The organism is Arthrobacter sp. 05L421, from assembly GCF_056397785.1.
This window is the reverse complement of record NZ_JBFTOC010000002.1, coordinates 344,332-361,687: the sequence shown is the minus strand read 5'-3', so window position 1 is coordinate 361,687 and position 17,356 is coordinate 344,332. Positions and strand designations below refer to the sequence as shown.

General features: G+C 67.0%; 16 protein-coding genes. 1 reads left to right on the top strand and 15 read right to left on the bottom strand.

What is annotated here, in order from left to right:
• Nucleotides 1–21: 21 nt before the first annotated feature.
• From AC1DKQ_RS04595 to AC1DKQ_RS04535, 13 genes are all read right to left on the bottom strand, one after another.
• Nucleotides 22–417, bottom strand: a complete 396-nt coding sequence (locus AC1DKQ_RS04595) for a hypothetical protein (protein ID WP_476883382.1) — start codon at nucleotides 415–417, stop codon at nucleotides 22–24.
• Nucleotides 418–422: 5 nt separating this feature from the next.
• Nucleotides 423–2,456: a helix-turn-helix transcriptional regulator gene (locus tag AC1DKQ_RS04590; RefSeq protein WP_476883381.1), complete on the bottom strand. Its 2,034-nt coding sequence runs from the start codon at nucleotides 2,454–2,456 to the stop codon at nucleotides 423–425.
• A 167-nt stretch (nucleotides 2,457–2,623) separates the two neighbouring features.
• Entirely contained in the window at nucleotides 2,624–3,019 is a 396-nt protein-coding gene (locus AC1DKQ_RS04585; RefSeq protein ID WP_476883380.1) for an FKBP-type peptidyl-prolyl cis-trans isomerase, read from the bottom strand.
• A gap of 48 nt (nucleotides 3,020–3,067) precedes the next feature.
• Nucleotides 3,068–4,003, bottom strand: a complete 936-nt coding sequence (locus tag AC1DKQ_RS04580; protein WP_476883379.1) for an FKBP-type peptidyl-prolyl cis-trans isomerase — start codon at nucleotides 4,001–4,003, stop codon at nucleotides 3,068–3,070.
• Between the two features lie 111 nt (nucleotides 4,004–4,114).
• Nucleotides 4,115–5,479 (bottom strand): Pup--protein ligase, encoded by a 1,365-nt coding sequence (pafA, locus tag AC1DKQ_RS04575; RefSeq protein WP_277526983.1) that lies wholly within the window; start codon nucleotides 5,477–5,479, stop codon nucleotides 4,115–4,117.
• Between the two features lies 1 nt (nucleotide 5,480).
• Nucleotides 5,481–6,188 (bottom strand): proteasome subunit alpha, encoded by a 708-nt coding sequence (prcA, locus tag AC1DKQ_RS04570; protein WP_476883378.1) that lies wholly within the window; start codon nucleotides 6,186–6,188, stop codon nucleotides 5,481–5,483.
• Nucleotide 6,189: 1 nt separating this feature from the next.
• On the bottom strand, nucleotides 6,190–7,032 hold the full coding sequence (prcB, locus tag AC1DKQ_RS04565) for a proteasome subunit beta (protein ID WP_476883377.1): 843 nt from the start codon (nucleotides 7,030–7,032) through the stop codon (nucleotides 6,190–6,192).
• 86 nt (nucleotides 7,033–7,118) lie between these two features.
• A complete protein-coding gene (locus AC1DKQ_RS04560) occupies nucleotides 7,119–7,322 on the bottom strand; it encodes a ubiquitin-like protein Pup (protein ID WP_090581157.1) in 204 nt (67 codons plus the stop codon).
• Nucleotides 7,323–7,412: 90 nt separating this feature from the next.
• Nucleotides 7,413–9,086 carry a depupylase/deamidase Dop gene (gene dop / locus AC1DKQ_RS04555; protein ID WP_476918336.1) on the bottom strand — a complete coding sequence of 558 codons (1,674 nt, stop codon included), beginning with the start codon at nucleotides 9,084–9,086 and terminating at the stop codon, nucleotides 7,413–7,415.
• Nucleotides 9,083–10,894 carry a proteasome ATPase gene (gene arc, locus AC1DKQ_RS04550; RefSeq protein WP_476918335.1) on the bottom strand — a complete coding sequence of 604 codons (1,812 nt, stop codon included), beginning with the start codon at nucleotides 10,892–10,894 and terminating at the stop codon, nucleotides 9,083–9,085. Before arc ends, dop begins: the two co-directional genes overlap by 4 nt.
• An 84-nt stretch (nucleotides 10,895–10,978) precedes the next feature.
• Nucleotides 10,979–12,058 carry a tRNA (adenine-N1)-methyltransferase gene (locus tag AC1DKQ_RS04545; RefSeq protein ID WP_476918334.1) on the bottom strand — a complete coding sequence of 360 codons (1,080 nt, stop codon included), beginning with the start codon at nucleotides 12,056–12,058 and terminating at the stop codon, nucleotides 10,979–10,981.
• Between the two features lie 102 nt (nucleotides 12,059–12,160).
• A complete protein-coding gene (locus AC1DKQ_RS04540; RefSeq protein WP_476918333.1) occupies nucleotides 12,161–13,348 on the bottom strand; it encodes a site-2 protease family protein in 1,188 nt (395 codons plus the stop codon).
• Nucleotides 13,341–14,102 carry an HAD family hydrolase gene (locus tag AC1DKQ_RS04535; protein ID WP_476918332.1) on the bottom strand — a complete coding sequence of 254 codons (762 nt, stop codon included), beginning with the start codon at nucleotides 14,100–14,102 and terminating at the stop codon, nucleotides 13,341–13,343. The genes AC1DKQ_RS04540 and AC1DKQ_RS04535 overlap by 8 nt, the downstream gene beginning before the upstream one ends.
• A gap of 164 nt (nucleotides 14,103–14,266) precedes the next feature.
• Here AC1DKQ_RS04535 and AC1DKQ_RS04530 point away from each other — a divergent pair, with 164 nt between their 5' ends.
• Nucleotides 14,267–15,172, top strand: coding sequence for a PAC2 family protein (locus tag AC1DKQ_RS04530; protein ID WP_476918331.1), 906 nt, complete (start codon nucleotides 14,267–14,269; stop codon nucleotides 15,170–15,172).
• A 26-nt stretch (nucleotides 15,173–15,198) separates the two neighbouring features.
• Here AC1DKQ_RS04530 and mshC read toward each other — a convergent pair whose 3' ends face one another.
• A complete protein-coding gene (gene mshC / locus AC1DKQ_RS04525) occupies nucleotides 15,199–16,491 on the bottom strand; it encodes a cysteine--1-D-myo-inosityl 2-amino-2-deoxy-alpha-D-glucopyranoside ligase (RefSeq protein WP_476918330.1) in 1,293 nt (430 codons plus the stop codon).
• Between the two features lie 15 nt (nucleotides 16,492–16,506).
• Entirely contained in the window at nucleotides 16,507–17,340 is an 834-nt protein-coding gene (locus AC1DKQ_RS04520) for an undecaprenyl-diphosphate phosphatase (protein ID WP_476918329.1), read from the bottom strand.
• Between the last annotated feature and the right edge of the window lie 16 nt (nucleotides 17,341–17,356).

The window sequence follows — 17,356 nt, the reverse complement described above, 5'->3', positions numbered from 1 at the left end:
TCGTTTAAATACATCGTATGTCTAACGCGTTTCGATGTCGCGCAGAGCCTGGGGTTGCCCGCGGTCCTTCTTGCGCTGGATGCGGCGAAGCCGGCGGGCGTTCTGCCGGGCGAACTTGGATGCGTGGTAATCATGTCGCATCCGGGCAGGTGAGGCAAAAACGGCGTCGCCGGGAACCGGCCGAGGGTCTGCATCCGTGCCGTCCGGGGTGACACCGTCTCCGTCGGCGTCGGCCGTTGCGGGCCCCGCTGCGGGGCTCGAAGGCGAGGGCAGGCGGGAGAACCGTTCGGCGGCTTCCCCCAATTCCTCAAGCGTGGTCATGGCTTGCCGGTAGAGCCGCAGGCCGAGCACGCCGAAGAACAGCAGCGACAACGCGATGAGCGCTATCCAAATAACGATCCAGGACCACCAAGGCATGCCGATCAGTCTATCGGGCGATCGGAGAAGGCTTTGTATTGCGTCAGGGCCGCGGCGATCCATTCCCGCGACGCGACCGCGAGGGCGCCTGGCTGCAGGATCCGCACCATCCCGCCGTGCTGGGCTACGAACATCGGCAGCCAGTCCGTGCTGCCGAACCGGATTTCGGCGAGCATGCCGCCGCCGGGCAGGGCCGCTGTGCGCTCGGCGTAGTAGTCGTCAGCGAGGCCGGTGCCGCGGGGCGCAAGTTCCACCACCACCACCGTGTCGTCGTCGTTCGGGGTGAACAGTTTCACCGGAAAGCTTTCCGCCGGTTTCGCCGCGGCGGCCGCCGGCAGGCCGTTGGGTTCGAGCGCTTCGATCCTGTCCAGCCGGAAGTTGCGCAGGCCCTGGGCAGAGTGGCAGTACGCCTCGAGATACCAGGTGTTGTCCAGCGAGTAAAGCCGCAAGGGGTCCACATCGCGTTCGGACACGGCGTCCCGCTGCGGCGAGAAGTACAACAGGCGCAGCTGCGTTCCGGACCCGATGGCCGCACGGGCGGTTTCGAGGATGGCGGCGTTACCGGGAGCCACCTCCGGTCCTGAAAGCGCGGCCGCCTTCAGCCCCTCCTCCCCCGCCGCGGCCATGAGTTTGAGCGTCACCGATTCGAGTGCGCCGCCTTCGGCGAGCTCAGGGAGGCCGTTGAGGGTCTCCAGGCCGGTCAGGAGGGCGCAGGCCTCGTCCACGGTGAACCGTACGGGACGGGTCAAGTCCAGTGCCTGGGTGATGAAAACGTGGTCATCGTCCCACTGGATGTCCAGCAGATCGTCGGGATAGCCTTCCGGCAGGCCCGAGCAGATCAGGATGCGCAGGTCCTCCTCGAGCGCCTTGCGGGTGATCCCAAACCTGGCGGCGACCTCGCTGATGTGGAGTCCCTGGTTATGGACCAGGAAGGGCACGAGCTGCAGCATCCGCTTGAGCTGGTCCTCCGAGGTGCGTTTGCGGGTGCGGCTGGCGGGTCCTGCCGCCGGGAAGGCCACATCCGGAACGGGCCCGGCGGCGAAGGCTGCGGCGGCGGTGAGGCGGCGCCGGACGGCGCCCTCCAGCTCGGGAGGTGAAATCACGGTGGCCCGGGGACCGTAGGAGGCCAGCTCCTCGCCCAGCGTCTCGGCATCGCGGAAGGGCACCGTGAGCCGGTCCGTCCCGCCCGCGGGCCGTTGCAGCCCGGGTTCCAGAGTTCTTGGTTCCTGACCTGAGTCCGGAACCGCTTGCGCCCGTTTGCGCAGCCCCAGGAGCCGTCCCTGCTCGACGTCGACGACGGCGTGCTGCACCGGCAGCTCGGCCAGGGCCGCCAGCTCGGCGCGGACATTGAACCCGGCGGGAGGCGTGAAGCTTTCCTTCTCCAGCACGGTCACGGCGGACGTCAGGCGGGAGAGCCGGAAGAAGCGCTTGTCTCCCCGGCCACGGTCGTGGCCCACGAGGTACCACTGGCCGAAGCGGCTGCCCAGGCCCCAGGGCTCCACCAGCCGTTCCTGCTCCTGGCCCGTGCTGCTGGCGAGGTAGCTGAACCTGACCGGGTGCTGGGCGTGCATCGCGGCCACCAAGTCTTCGAAGGCCTGGCCTGCGGGCCGGATACGCGGCTGGACGCCGGTGGGGAGTTCGGCGTCGACGAGGCCGCCGGCGGCCTGCAGCTTACGGACCGCGTCCACGGCGGCTGAGCCGAGGGCGGCCTGCTCCCAGAGCTGCGCCGCGAGGATGAGGACGGTGCACTCTTCGGGGGTGAGGCTGACGTCGGGCAGCCGGTTCGATTCCTTGCCGATCCTGTAGCGGGTGGTTGCCGGGTCATCGGACCCCCAGCCGGTGTCTGTCACGGTTTCGACGTCAAAGCCAAACTGGCGCAACTCGCCTTTGTCACGTTCGAACATGCGGCCGAAGGCGACGTCACTGCTCGTGGTGTCGTGGTAGACCTTTTCGCGCAGCTCACCGCGGCGCAGGCCGTACTTGGTGTTGAGCAGGGCGATGAGCAGGTTCAGGAGGCGTTCTGTACGTGAGGCGGACACCCCGCAAGGGTACTAAAGCCGATCCCGGAAAATGACGAAAGCGCGGCAACAGCCGGAAGAACTTTTCCGATTGTTACCGCGCCTCGGCCCCAGGGGCAAAATCAGCGGGCATATTCAGCCGGCCAAATCAGCCGGCTAACTCAGCCGATGCTGCAGCGTGCTGTGCCTTAGCGGACGGCGACGAGGTCCACGACGAAGATCAGGGCCTCGTTCGGGCCGATCGCTCCGCCGGCGCCACGGGCTCCGTAGGCAAGCTCAGAGGGGATTTCGAGACGGCGGCGGCCGCCGACCTTCATGCCCAGCAGGCCCTGGTCCCAGCCCTGGATGACCTGGCCGACGCCGACCCGGAAGTCCAGCGGCGCGCCGCGGCCCCAGGAGGCGTCGAATTCCTCACCGGTGGACCAGGCGACGCCCACATAGTGCGTGGAAACGGTATCGCCTGGCTTGGCCTCGGCGCCGTCCCCCTCGATCAGGTCGGTGATGACCAGTTCGGTGGGAACGTCTCCTTGGGGGAAGTCAATTTCCGGCTTCTCGCGGTCGAGGTCGCGCTGTCCAAATGACATGGTTACTCCTTTGAGGTGACGTGTGGTGGTTGCGGTTGTTGGGCTGGGTTACTTGACGCCGAGGATGTCGACCACGAAGACGAGGTCGCCCTTCGCGTCGCCCTGGCCCTGATCACCGTAGGCGAGGGCCTTCGGGACCACCAAAAGGACGCGGGAGCCGACCGTCTTGCCGGTCAGGCCCTGGGTCCAGCCCTTGATGACACCGGTCAGCGGGAAGGTGGCCTTCTTGCCACTTTCAAAGCTGGAATCGAAGACCTTGCCGGTGGCCAGGGCCACGCCGACGTAGTTCACGGTGATGGTGTCGGTCTCCTTGAGGGCCTGGCCCTTGCCGGTGATGAGGTCCTGGGAGATCAGCTTGGTGGGCGCCTTGACGCCGGCGACCGAGATCTGCGGGACGCCCTTGTCGTTGTCCTTGACGGTCGGCAGGCCGGCCGGCGGGGTGACGGCGTCGCCCGCAGGCTTGTCCAGAACCGGAGGAGCGTCCTTGGCGGAGAGCACTTTGACGACCAGGAGTTGCGTCGGCTTGGCCGCGGTACCCCCGGCGGCGGCCTGGCCGGGGACGGCCAGGGCGATATGGGAGCCAATCTTGGCGCCCACGAACGCGTTGTAGATCACGGGGCTGCTGGTCTTGAGCTCGTCGTTCAGCTCCAGCGGCTCGGGATCTTTCGGGAAGGTGTCTTCGAGGGTGGAGCCGTCCTTGCCGTTGAAGGCAACGATCGAAATGTTGGCAATCTGGTTGGCCTTGACCCGCTCCCCGCTGCCCTCGGTGACCACCTTGACAGTGGGTTCCTTGACGTCGAGAGGTTTGGTGAACTCGACACCGGGGGCCTTCTTGTCACCCTTCTCGGTCAGTTTGACCGAGTCCAGCTTGGCGGTCTCACCCGCGGACTGGCTGGTGGGTTCCGGAGCCGGGGGCGCTTCGCTGCCGCCGCAGGCGGTCAGCAGCAGCAGTCCGGGAAGGAGAATTGCTAGTAGTCGGCGCACTTGGAAACTTTCGTCGAGGCAGGGTGGACTCAGTGCCGTTCGGTTTCCCGTGGCAAAGAAAGCAGCGACCGCAAGGCGGCCCTACCCCAGAATAACGTGCCAAGCTGGGTATCAGCCCATCGAGTCCAGCAGCGCATCCACCCGGTCGTCCACGCTCCGGAACGGATCTTTGCACAGGATCGTCTGGTGGGCGCGGTCGTTCAGCTTCAGATGGACCCAGTCCACGGTGTAGTCGCGGCCGAGCTCCTGGGCACGCCGGACGAAGTCGCCGCGGAGTTTGGCACGCGTGGTCTGCGGCGGGGCGTCCACAGCATCCTTGACCGCGGTGTCGTCCACTACCCGGCGCACCGCCCCGCGGGCTTGGAGCAGGTAGAAGAGCCCGCGGCCACGGGAAATGTCATGGTAAGTCAGGTCCAGCTGCGCAATCCGGGGCGCGTCAAGGCCCAGCCCGTGCCGTTCCCGGTAGTTGTCCATGAGCTTCTTCTTGATGGCCCAGTCCACTTCGGTATCGATCGTGCTCGTGTCGCCGCTTTCGATGGCGTCGAGGGTGCGCTCCCAGAGGTCCAGGATCATCGGCACGTGCGGGTTGTGCGCGCCGTGTTCGGCGACGAATGCCGTCACCTTGCCCAGGTACTCGCGCTGGATTTCCAGGGCCGTAAGCTGCCGGCCGTTGGCGAGCCGCACCAGCGCCCGGCCGCTGAGGTCGTGGGAGATTTCCCGGATGCTGCGGATCGGGTTCTCCATCCGCATGTCGCGCATGATCACCCCGGCCTCGATCATCCGCAGGATCAGGTCCACCGTGCCGATCTTGAGCAGGGCGGTCGTTTCGGACATGTTGGAGTCGCCCACGATCACGTGCAGGCGCCGGTAGAACTCGGCGTCGGCATGCGGCTCGTCCCGGGTGTTGATGATGGGCCGGGAGCGGGTGGTGGCGGAGGAGACTCCCTCCCAGATGTGGTCGGCCCGCTGGGAGAAGGCGAAGGTGGCACCGTGCGGGGTCTTGAGGATCTTGCCGGCGCCGGCGATCAGCTGGCGGGTGACGAGGAACGGGATGAGGATCTCCGCGAGCCGGGAAAATTCCCCGCGGCGCGGGATGAGGTAGTTTTCGTGGCTGCCATAGGAGTTCCCGGCCGAGTCCGTATTGTTCTTGAACAGGTACACGGTCCCGTTGAAACCCTCCGCCGCCAGCCGTTCCTGGGCTTCGTCCACGAGGTCGCAGAGGATCAGTTCCCCGGCGCGGTCATGCGCGATCAGCTGGGCGAGGTCGTCGCACTCGGCAGTGGCGTATTCCGGGTGGGATCCGACGTCCAGGTAGAGGCGTGAGCCGTTGGTCAGGAAGACGTTGGAGGACCGTCCCCAGCTGACCACCTTGCGGAAGAGGTAGCGGGCCACTTCCTCAGGCGCCAGCGGCCGGGACTCCGGACTTGAATAGGAAATTCCGAATTCGGTTTCGATGCCGAATATGCGCTTGTCCATCTCACTTCTCCTCAGCCAGCAATGCCACGATGTCCGGATCCTCGAGCCGGCGGAACGCCCGGCGGGTGCCGCGGCCGCTTTCAGATCCCCGGTCCAGTACCGCTACTTCCAGTGCGGATACGGGCAGGGTGGTGTTTTCCTTGTCTGCGACGAGCCCGGCGAGGGCCAGCCGGATGGCGCCCGCGAAGTCGAGTTCACCCTGCCAGCCCGCCGCGACAGCCTCGGAAACCTTGTCCGCCTGGCCGCCCATTACGATAAAGCCGTGCTCATCGGCAATGGACCCGTCAAAGGTCAGCCGGTACAGATGATCCGCTTCCTGGGTCTGGCCGACTTCGGCCACGGCCAGTTCCACCTCGAAGGGCTTCTGTTCGGCCGTAAACACCGCGCCGAGGCTCTGCGCATACACGCTCGCGAGGCCGCGGGCCGTGACGTCCTCGCGGTCGTAGGAATAGCCCCGGACATCCGCGTACCGCACCCCGGCTTGCCGCAGGCTCTCAAATTCGTTGTACTTTCCGACCGCCGCGAACGCGATTTTGTCGTAGATCTCGCCGATCTTGTGCAGCGACGGGGACGGGTTCTCCGCCACGAGTGCAATCCCGTCCCGGCAACTGATCACCACCACCGAGCGTCCGCGGGCGATGCCCTTCCGTGCGAAATCCGCACGGTCCTTCATCAGTTGTTCGGGGGATACATAGAACTGCTGCGTCATCTCAGGCCTCCCGCTGGGCGACGGCCCGGGATTCTATGACGCGGCCGGCCACCGCGGCGAGATCGCGGTCCGGGACCCGGAACGCGCCCGTTCGGTTCACGATGTACACCACCGGCCAGAGTTGCCGGACCGGGTCCGGGCCGCCCGTGGCCGAGTCGTCGTCGGCGGCGTCGTACAGTGCCTCGACGGCGACCGCCACGGCGTCCTGCTCCGAGAGGCCGGGGCGCCAGAGTTTTTTCAGTGCGCCGCGGGCGAACATCGAGCCGGATCCCACGGCATGGTGCTCCTGCTCCTCGTAGCGTCCGCCCGTGACGTCGTACGAGAAGAGCCGGCCGAAGCCTGCAGGCCGGTCGAATCCCGCGAACAGGGGCACCACGGCGAGGCCCTGCATGGCCATTGGCAGGTTGCCGCGGACCATGGCGCCGAGCCTGTTCGCCTTGCCGTCCAGGCTGAGCAGCGTGCCCTCGATTTTCTCGTAGTGTTCCAGTTCAACCTGGAACAGCCGGGTGATGTCCAGGGCGATCCCGGCGGTTCCGGCAATGCCCAGCACGGAGTACTGATCGGCGGGGAAGACTTTCTCGATGTGCCGGCTCGCGATCACGTTGCCCATGGTGGCGCGGCGGTCCCCGGCCATCAGCACTCCCCCGGCGTATGTCATCGCCACGATCGTGGTCCCGTGCGGGACCTGGAGCGGCGCTCCCGGCTGGGCGGCGTACCCGGTGCCGGGCAACTGGTTGAAAGGCACTTGGCCGAAGGGCATTAAGTCGGGCCGTTCGCGCTGCAGATGCTCGGTGAATGAGGACGTCGCGTTGGCTGCTACTCGGTTGGCTGTTGTTTCCTGCACTAACGCTCTCCCTCAACGTGGTGGATCAACGACACTTCCGGCCCGTAGCCCCTCCCGCCGCCCTCATCCGGCGGCCGGCGGCGCTCCTACTGGCCGCCCTTTTGGACGAATGCGCGGACGAATTCCTCGGCGTTGGACTCCAGCACGCCGTCGATCTCGTCGAGGAGATCGTCCACGCCCTGGGTGGCTGCTGACGCCTGGGCGTCCCCTGGGGCCGGCGGCGCGGCGGGGACGTCCTCGTCAACCTCGGTGTCCCGCGACTGCGGCTGCTGCTGCTCCTGGCCTGCCATTGTTTTCTCCTTCATGTCCGTCCCTTTTCTCCTAAGGGACATCCTGTAGCAATAGTGCCACGCTCGGGGCGCCCGCGGGGGGCTTTATTCCTACGAACCGGGGCTGAGCCCCAGCAGTTCGGCCAGGAACGTCCCCGCCTCCCGGTGCCGGGCAAACAGGGCGCCTGTCAGGGCTTCAGTTCCGCGCAGCGGCTCGCGGGTAGGGACCCGCTGGAGCCTGCCGCGGCCGGGGAGATCGAAGATCACCGAGTCCCAGCTGGCCCCCGCGAGGTCCGCGCCGAACCGGCTGACGCACCGTCCGCGGAAGTACGCCCGCGTGTCCGACGGCGGTTCGGTCACCGCACGGGCGATCGCGGCGTCGTCCACGATTCGCTGCATCCGGTCGCGGGCCAGCAGCCGGTAGTAGAGCCCCTTTTCGGGGCGGATGTCAGCCCACTGCAGGTCCACGAGGCCCAGCCGCGCGTTGTCCCAGCCCAGGCCGTCGCGTTGCCGGTAGCCCTCCAGCAGGGACAGCTTGGCGAGCCACTCCACCGAGGAGGCGGCCGCCGCCCGGTCACTGCCGAGTTCGCTCAACGTGGCCGCCCACCGTTCCAGGACCTCATGGGTGTGGCCGTCACCGTCCACCGCGTCCGCGACGCCGGTGTCCTGCGCATGCTTCGAGGCGGCCTCCAAATAGATCCATTGCAGGTCCAGGGCCGTGATCCGCCGGCCGTCGCCCAGGCGCAGCAGCGCGGTCAGCGAGGTGTCGTGGCTGACGGCCTGCAGCGCAGCGACCGGCTCGTGGATTTCAATCCGGGGCGCCAGCCCTGCCTCGATCAGGCTCAACACCATGGCGGTGGTGCCGAACTTGAGGAAGTTGGACGCTTGGCTGAGGTTGGCGTCGCCGATGATGACGTGCAGCCTGCGGTATTTGTCCGCGGTGGCGTGGGGTTCGTCCCGGGTGTTGATGATGGGGCGGCGGATGGTGGTTTCCAGGCCCACTTCGGTTTCGAAGAAGTCAGCGCGCTGGCTGATCTGGTAACCGGCCCGGGCGCTGTCCTGTCCGAGTCCCACCCGCCCGGCACCGCAAATGATCTGCCGGGTGACGAAAAACGGCGTGAGGCCGCGGACGATCTCGCCGAACGGCACCGCGCGGGGCATCAGGTAGTTCTCGTGCGAGCCGTAGGAGACCGACTTGTTATCCGTGTTGTTCTTGTAGAGGTTGACCGGCGGCAGGTCCGGATCGGCGGCCAGGCGCCGGACGGCGGCCAAAGCCACCAGGTCACCGGCGGCGTCCCAGGTGACGGCGGCCCGGGGGTTGGTCACCTCAGGGCTGGAATACTCCGGATGGGCGTGGTCCACGTACAGCCGTGCGCCGTTGCCCAGCACCATATTCATGAGCAGCGTGCCGGACTCGTCCTCGCCGTCGGCCTCAAGTTCCTGCCGCCCGTAAGCGAGGGCAATCGCCTCGGCGTCGAGGACGGGAGGCTGGTCGGTGAGTTGTTCCGGGTCGGCGCTGCTGCGCTCCAGGGTCCACCCGCGGGCATCGTGCAGCGGCTCTTCGTCGGTGTAGTCCCACCGCGTTTCGGCGCCGCCGGCGGCGCGTTGCCGGGTCACCTGGGCGTACGCCTGAATGACCCGGGCGGACATCATCGTGGCGTTGGCTCCGGGGGCCGAGGGCGCGTGGATGCCGTATTCGGTCTCCGAGCCCATCACCCGCATGGCCCCGCCGACCGGCAGGCCGCCGGAAGTGTCGACGGGCTTGCCGGGGACGACAGCCGTCATAGGTACTGCCCTGTGCTCGGCATCGTCTCGATGGACTTCCCGGGCTCCTGGCCGGCCTTGCCCTGGACGATGGTGCGGATGTACGTGATGCGTTCGCCCTTCTTGCCGGAGATCCGGGCCCAGTCGTCCGGGTTGGTGGTGTTGGGCATGTCCTCATGTTCACGGAATTCGTCCACGACCGCCCGGAGCAGGTGGTCGATCCGCAGGCCCTTCTGCCCGATAGTCAACAGGTCCTTGATGGCGTACTTCTTGGCCCGGTCTACGACGTTCTGCACCACGGCGCCGGAATTGAAGTCCTTGAAGTAGAGCATTTCCGTGTCGCCGTTGGCGTAGGTCACCTCGAGATATTCGTTGGACTTCTCGGTGGAATACATCGCCTCGACGGTCCGCTGGACCATGGCGTCCACCGTCGCCTGCACGTCGCCGCTGTGCTCGGCGAGGTCGGTCTCGTGGAAAGGCAGGTCCGTGGTGATGTATTTGTTGAAGATGTCGGCCGCGGCCTCGGCGTCGGGCCGCTGGATCTTGACCTTGACGTCCAGGCGGCCCGGGCGCAGGATCGCCGGATCGATCATGTCCTCCCGGTTGGAGGCGCCGATCACGATCACGTTGTCCAGCCGTTCGACGCCGTCGATCTCACTGAGGAGCTGCGGGACAATAGTTGTTTCGACGTCGGACGAAATGCCCGTGCCGCGGGTGCGGAACAGGGAATCCATCTCGTCGAAGAACACCACCACGGGGCTGCCCTCGGACGCCTTCTCCCGGGCGCGCGCGAAGATCAGCCGGATGTGCCGTTCGGTCTCGCCGACGTACTTGTCGAGCAGCTCTGGTCCCTTGATGTTCAGGAAATAGCTCTTCATGTCCGTCTTGCCGGCGCGCTCGGCGGCCCGCGCGGCCAGCGAGTTGGCGACGGCTTTGGCGATCAGCGTCTTGCCGCAGCCGGGCGGGCCGTACAGCAGGATGCCTTTGGGCGCCTTCAGCCCGTGCTCCCGGTACAGGTCCGGGTGCAGGAACGGCAGTTCGACGGCGTCACGGATCTGCTCGATCTGCGGGCCCAGGCCGCCGATGTCCTGGTAGGTGATGTCCGGAACTTCCTCGAGCACGAGGTTCTCCACCTCGGAGCGCGGGACTTTTTCCAGCGCGTAGCCGGTGCGTGAATCGATCGACAGTGCGTCGCCGACCCGGAGCCGCTGGGCGAGCAGGGCGCCGGAAAGCCGGATGACCCGCTCCTCGTCGGCGCGGCCCACTACCAAGGCGCGGTCCGGCCCCAGCATCTCCTTCAGCGTGACGAGGTCGCCGGCCCGTTCGTAGCCGAGTCCGGCGACCACCATCAGGGCCTCGTTAAGCAGGACCTCCTGCCCGACGGCCAGCTGGCTGATGTTGACCAGCGGGCTGATCCCCACGCGCATCTTGCGGCCGGCGTTGAAAATATCCACGGATTCTTCCGTGGCTGCCTGTCCGCTGTTTCCGGCCGTCGGCTGCCGCTTCGGGTTGAGCTGGAGGATTGTGCCGAAGCTGTATGGCGGCTGTCCCTCCTGGTCGAGGGCGTTTTTCAGCCGCAGGATCTCTGCCTTGGCCGTTTCCAGCATGCTGACCAGCTTGGAGTTGTTCTGGGTCGCAGCGGCAAGCTGGCGGTCGATGTGGCGGAGCTTGTCCCGGAGGATGTTGACCTGCCGCTCTGCGACGGACAGCTCACTGGTGGCATACCGGTCGCCCTCGCCCGCTGCGGCGCGGCCCGCGCCCGTGCGTGCGACAGCATCCGCTGCGTCCTCGGCCGGTGTGCGGCCCGGGTCAGTATTCGGAGTCTCCATCGTGCATCAGCCCCTTCCTGCTCTTCTGTTAAGACCATAGCCCTAAGAAGGCGGGTGCCGCTGGAGACATCCGAAATATGCTGCCTAGTTTGTTATCTCCGGGGCGTCGACGACGTTTGTTCCGGCGATTGCGTCCCGGGCGGCGCGCCGCAGCTTCTTGTCCGAGACCGCGCGTTCGCCGACGGCGCCCGGGGTCCAGGCATTGACGTCTTCTTCGTTAAAGTCGGTCTTGGAGGGGCGCCGTTTCACCGAAATTCCGGTGACGCCGTCGGCGAGGCGGCGGGTTACCAGCAGGAAACCGGTGTGCGCGACCATGCGGTGGTCCGGGCGCACGGCCAGGCCCTCGAGGTGCCAGCCGCGGACCATGGATTCCCACGCGTCGGGTTCGGTGAAACGTCCGTCTGCCCGGATGGCTTCGGCTGTCCGCGAAAGCTGCGTCACAGTCGCGACATAATTGATCCAGACTCCGCCGGGTGCCAGGACCGTGGCGACGGCGTCGAGGCATTCCCACGGGGCAAGCATGTCCAGGACCACGCGGTCCACGGAACCGGGCTCCTCCGTGCGCACCACTTCCTCCTGGAAGTCGCCGAGCGAGATCTTCCAGGCCGGGTGCGGGCCGCCGAAGATGGTCTCGACGTTGCCGCGGGCGATGTCCGCGAACTCCTCGCGGCGCTCAAAGGAATGCAGGTAGCCGTTGTCCCCCACCGCGCGCAGCAGGGAGATGGACAGGGCGCCCGAGCCGACGCCGGCTTCAACAACGCGCGCGCCGGGGAAGATGTCCGCCATGGTCACGATCTGGCCGGCGTCCTTGGGGTAGACCACGGCCGCGCCACGCGGCATCGAGAGTACGAAGTCCGAGAGCAGCGGGCGCAGGGTCTGGTACTGCTGGCCGACGTTGTTGACCACCACGGAGCCGTCGGGCTTGCCGATGATCTCGTCGTGGTTCAGGAACCCGCGGTGGGTGTGGAAGGCTCCGCCGACTTCGAGCGTGATCGTGTTCATGCGGCCGCGTTCGTCCGTGAGCTGGACCCGCTCGCCCTGGCGGAACGGTCCGCGGCGGCGCGCCGCGCCGGTCGGGGTGGTCGCGGCGGTGGCGCCCGCGGCAGTTTTGTTGCCTGCGGGGGTGGTGGCGGTGTTAGTGTCTGCGGCGGTGTCGCTGCTCATGAAGATGTTCCTCGCTCCTGTAAAGCTGTGTGGCCGCGGACATGCCGGCGGGCACCGGTCCTTGCGCGTGGGGGGCCGGAAAATCACGACCGCCCAGTAACTCTACCGGTTCTGTCCCTGGTTCTGGCGTTCGTTCCGGTACTTGCCTGTAATGGCACGCAGGACCGCGGACTGGCGCAACAGACCGGTGACCGCGCCCTCGCGGTCCACCACCGCGTACTCCTTGCCTTCGAGCTGGGCCAAGTACTGGACCAGCTCCTGGCCCTTGGACCATTCGGGGACATAGGCGCCGGCGCCAAGGGGGTACGAGACCGCGGTCAGGGTGGTCGCTGCGGCCAGGGCGGCGGGCACGGTGGCCGCGGCTGCGGCGTCGACGATGCCCACGGGCCGGCCATCCCGGTCGCACAGCACCACGGTGGGCCTTCCTGCCGGCGCCAGGTCCTGGAGGTCGGCGACAGTAGCGGTTTCCGGAAGTCCAACGGCGGGTTCGGCGAGGGCCGCGGCGTCGACAAGGTGCAGCCGGCCCCGCAGGCGGGCCTGCTGGATCGACGCCGATGCGCCCATCCACAGGAAACTGCCCACGAGGGCGGTGATGAGGGTGAAGGAAATATCCGGTCGTGCGCCGCTGATCAGGGGCAGGACAATGAACCACAGAGCCAGGCCGATCACGATGATCCGGCCCGCCCAGCCGGCGGCGATGGTGCCCTTTTCCTGGCTGCCGGTTACTTTCCAGACGGCGGACTCGACCAGTCGGCCGCCGTCCAGCGGGAGGCCGGGAAGCACGTTGAAGATTCCGATCAGCAGGTTGGCCCAGACAAAGATGTTGGCCAGGATATCGGCCACGCCGCTCAGGTCCCCGTACGCGAGCAGGAGCCAGCCTGCGCCGGCCAGGATGAAGTTCGCCGCCGGGCCTGCCATTGCTACCAGGACGGAGCGGCCAGGTGAGGCAGTGAAACTCTCAAACTGGGTGTGGCCGCCCCAGAGGTTGAGGACAATTTTCTCTGTGGGCCAGTGGAACAGCTTGGCGGTCAGCGCGTGCGCGAGTTCATGTGCCAGCACGGAAATCAGGAGCAGCAGCGCGTAGGCGAAGGCGACGAAGAAGGCGGTGACGCCGAGGCGCGGGTTGTTGCTCTGCAGGACCGGGCCGTACGCGATCACAGTGAAGGCCGCGATGATGAACCAGGAGTACGCCAGAAAGACCGGGATGCCGGCAATGCGGCCCAGCGGGATCCCCTCCCGGCGGCTGGCCGAACTCTTGCCGGGCTGGTCCTGGCTGCCGGTGTCAGCCACGGGGAAGACTCCCGGCCGAGAGGGCGGTTGGCTCCGCCGCGCGCCCGAACGTGGCGTCCGGGAATTCATGCCGCAGGGCCACGAGATCTTCCAGGTCCGCAACTGTGCGGCCTTCGAGGGTGTCCCAGGTGGCGCGGCGGGGATCGTGCGGGAGGGGCAGGATGTGCGGGATGGCGACCGTGACGACGCCGGAGGCGATCGCGGCGGCGACCCCCGGCACGGAATCTTCCAAGGCCACGCAGTGGTGCAGGCCAAGTTCCGGGTCCTGCTGTTGCAGGAGCTCAACGGCCGTCAGGTAGGCCTCCGGGTGCGGCTTCCCTTGCGTGACGGTGTCCCCTGTGACGAGGAATTCGAAGTAGGGCTCCGGCAGGCTCGCAACGATCTCCCGCGCCAGCGGGGCCTCGGACATGGTGACAAGGGCGCAGCGAACACCGGCCTTGTATAGCTCATCGAGCAGTTCGCGGGCACCGGGGCGCCAAGGAACGGAGTTCCGGACCTGGCTGATCACATGGGCAGTGAGGGTGTCGATGATGTCGCGCCGTTCCATCGCCACGCCGGCTTCCTGCAGGATGCCCGCGGAAAACGTCAGGGCCTGTCCCACCAACTGCAACGCCTGGGCCTGGGACCATTGTCCGCCGTGGGCTTCTACGAGGGCGCGCTCGGCTTCGATCCAGTAGGGCTCGGTGTCGACAATGGTGCCATCCATGTCCCAGAGCGCTGCTTTAAGGAGGGGCCGGGAAGCTGAGGATCGCATGCCTTCCAGTCTACGGGGAAGCCCGCGGCGGGGCGCCCGCGCTACGCCTACGGCGAATTCGGCCCGCCCGGCCGTGGGATTCCTTGCGGAAGTTGGGCGGAAATGGGGAACGCGCAGCGCCCGATTGCCTGCGCCGGGCGGGGTCTTGGACGTAGGGTGATGGCATGAACAGCTTCGAGGCAGACCCCACCGAACCAGGCGCCGTCTCCGAGCCGGAGCGGCTGCTGCAACCCGTCCCCAAGGGCCGGAGTATCACCGTCATGCTGGCGGCCTTTGAAGGCTGGAACGACGCCGGGGAGGCCGCCAGCGATGCCCTGCGCTATCTGAACAAGCTCTGGGGCGGCAAGAAGGTAGCGGCAATCGACGCCGACGAGTACTACGACTTCCAGTTCACCCGGCCCACCATCCGGCGGACTGCAGCCGGTGAGCGGAAGATCAAGTGGCCCTCTACGCGGATCTTCAAGGCCAGCGTCCCCGAGTCGAACGTGGACGTCATCTTCGTCCAGGGCACCGAGCCGTCCTACAAGTGGCGTGCCTACACGGCGGAGTTGCTGGTGCACGCCGAAGCCCTGCATGTTGACTACGTCATACTGGTCGGTGCCCTGCTGGCCGACGTGCCGCACAGCCGGCCGATTCCGGTCAGCACGTCCACGGACGACGCCGCACTGCGTGAACGGATGGACCTGGAGGCCTCGCAGTACGAGGGTCCGGTGGGGATTGTGGGCGTGCTCGGCGAGGTGGCATTGCTGGCGGGCCTCCCGACGATCTCGCTCTGGGCGGCCGTGCCGCATTATGTCGCCCAGGCCCCTTCACCGAAGGCGCAGCTGGCCCTGCTGCACCGGATCGAGGAGTTGCTGCAAGTCCCCCTGGACACCACGGAACTGGTGGAGGAGGCCGACGCGTGGGAGCGCGGCGTGGACGAGCTCGCCACCGAGGACCCCGAAATAGCGGCGTATGTCCGCCAGCTGGAAGAGGCCAAGGACACCGCGGACCTCCCTGAGGCCAGCGGAGAATCGATCGCCCGCGAATTCGAGCGCTACCTCAAGCGCCGGGGCAAGGACAAGCCCTAGCAGCAGGTTTTGCTGCGCGTGGACGGCTAGAGTTCGACGCCCAGCAGGGCGTTGACGGCGTCGCTGACCAGCGCGGCGTCCGTGGCCGAGGCGGTCCCAGGGGTTTCCAGTGCGATTCCCAGGGCGGACTTGGCCCAGGCGTCCACGGCGGCAAGGGCGCCGGGCGCGTTGAGGTCATTGGCGAGCTCAGTCCGCATCTGGCCGATCAGGGCCGCTGCGGACCCGTCGGGAGCTGCGGTGAGGGCTTCGCGCCATGTGCGGAGCCGGTCTTTGGCTTCGGTGAACCCTTCGGCGGTCCAGGACCAGTCCGTGCGGTAGTGGTGGGCCAGGATCGCCAGGCGGATCGCGGCCGGCTCTTCGCCGTCGGCGCGGAGCTTGGAGACCAGGACCAGGTTGCCCTTGGACTTGCTCATCTTTTCCCCGTCGAGGCCCACCATCCCGGCGTGCGCGAAGTGGCGGGCCAGCGGCACGCCGGCCAGTGAGTACGCGTGGCCAGCGCCCATTTCGTGGTGCGGGAAGATGAGGTCCGAGCCGCCGCCTTGGACGGTGAACGGTTTGGGCAGGTACTCCTGGGCGATCACGGTGCATTCGATGTGCCAGCCGGGCCGTCCCTCCCCCAGTTCGCCGCCGGGCCAACGGGGCTCGCCCTCGCGGGCAACCCGCCAGAGCAACGGATCGAGGGCCTGTCGCTTCCCGGCACGGCCGGGATCGCCGCCGCGTTCGGCGAAGAGTTCCAGCATTTCGGCGTCGGAGAGTCCGGAAATGGACCCGAGGGTCCAGGCGTCGACGGCGTCCGTCGAGTGCTTGCCGGCCGCCTCGACGTCGTAGTAGACGTCGCCGTCGGGCTCGCCGCCGGTGCCGCGGACGCGGTACGCGAGTCCGTTGTGCAGGAGGCGCTCGATGGCTGGAACGATCAGGGGGACTGCCTCGACGGCACCGATGTAATGATCCGGGGCGAGGACGTTCAGGGCCTCCATATCGGTCTGGAAGAGCTCGATCTGGCTCGCCGCGAGTTCGCGCCAGTCGACGCCGGTGGCCGTTGCGCGCTCCAGGAGGGGATCGTCGACGTCGGTCACGTTTTGGACGTAGGCGACTTGCTGGCGGCCGTCCCGCCACGCGCGGTTCAGGAGGTCGAAGGCGACATAGCTGGCCGCGTGGCCCATATGCGTGGCGTCATAGGGGGTGATGCCACAGACATACATGGACTGCTCGCCCGTGGCCTCAAGGGTGACGATGCCGCCCTCGGCGGTGTCGAAAAGGCGCAGGGCGGGCATGCTGCCGGGGAGCTGGGCAACGGGACGGGAGATCCAGGATTTCACAGTCCAAGCCTAGTGCTAGGCGCTGATGACATTGAAACCGAGCAGCAGGAACAGGGACATTCCCAGGAGGATCCGGTACCAGACAAAGAGCCGGTAGCCGCGGGTAGAGACGTACCTCAGGAACCAGCCGATGATGACATAGCCCACAATGAAGGCGATCACAGTGGCCAGGGCCGTTTCCGGGAGCCCGTAGGGGCCGGTGATGCCTTCCTTGGAGACCACTTTGTACAGCTGGTACAGGCCACTGCCGAACACGGCAGGGATGGCCAGCAGGAACGAGTAGCGGGCAGCCGCCTCACGGGTGTAGCCCATCAGGAGTCCGGCGCTGATGGTGCCGCCGGAGCGGGACACCCCGGGGAAGAGGGCCAGGGCCTGCGCGAGTCCGTAGTAAAGGCCGTGCTTGTAGGTCAGCTGCGTCAGTTCCCGGTCCTGCCGGCCGACGGTGTCTGCCACCGCGAGGACCATACCGAACACGATCAGCATGGTCGCGACACCCCACAGGCTACGGAGCACGGACTCGATCTGGTCCTGGAACAGCAGGCCAAGGACGATGATCGGAACGCTGCCCAGGATCACCAACCAACCCATGCGCGCATCCGGGTCCTGCCGGGACACTTTGCCGGTCAGCGAACCGGACCACGCGCGGATGATCCGCAGGATGTCGCGCCAGAAGTAGACAATCACGGCCGTCTCGGTGCCCAGTTGGGTGATAGCCGTAAAAGCCGCACCGGGGTCTGACGCCTCCGGCAGGAAGGAGCCGACAATCCGCAGATGGGCGCTCGAGGAAATCGGGAGGAACTCGGTCAGCCCTTGTACTAGGCCCAGCAGAGCCGCTTGTATCCAGTTCACGTTTATAGACCCTACG

Excerpts from the sequence above, each read along its gene's own strand:
- AC1DKQ_RS04595 (WP_476883382.1), bottom strand. The coding sequence starts at position 417 with ATGCCTTGGTGGTCCTGGATCGTTATTTGGATAGCGCTCATCGCGTTG.
- AC1DKQ_RS04585 (WP_476883380.1), bottom strand. The coding sequence starts at position 3,019 with ATGTCATTTGGACAGCGCGACCTCGACCGCGAGAAGCCGGAAATTGAC.
- pafA (WP_277526983.1), bottom strand. The coding sequence starts at position 5,479 with ATGGACAAGCGCATATTCGGCATCGAAACCGAATTCGGAATTTCCTAT.
- prcA (WP_476883378.1), bottom strand. The coding sequence starts at position 6,188 with ATGACGCAGCAGTTCTATGTATCCCCCGAACAACTGATGAAGGACCGT.
- AC1DKQ_RS04560 (WP_090581157.1), bottom strand. The coding sequence starts at position 7,322 with ATGGCAGGCCAGGAGCAGCAGCAGCCGCAGTCGCGGGACACCGAGGTT.
- dop (WP_476918336.1), bottom strand. The coding sequence starts at position 9,086 with ATGACGGCTGTCGTCCCCGGCAAGCCCGTCGACACTTCCGGCGGCCTG.
- arc (WP_476918335.1), bottom strand. The coding sequence starts at position 10,894 with ATGGAGACTCCGAATACTGACCCGGGCCGCACACCGGCCGAGGACGCA.
- AC1DKQ_RS04545 (WP_476918334.1), bottom strand. The coding sequence starts at position 12,058 with ATGAGCAGCGACACCGCCGCAGACACTAACACCGCCACCACCCCCGCA.
- AC1DKQ_RS04535 (WP_476918332.1), bottom strand. The coding sequence starts at position 14,102 with ATGCGATCCTCAGCTTCCCGGCCCCTCCTTAAAGCAGCGCTCTGGGAC.
- AC1DKQ_RS04530 (WP_476918331.1), top strand. The coding sequence starts at position 14,267 with ATGAACAGCTTCGAGGCAGACCCCACCGAACCAGGCGCCGTCTCCGAG.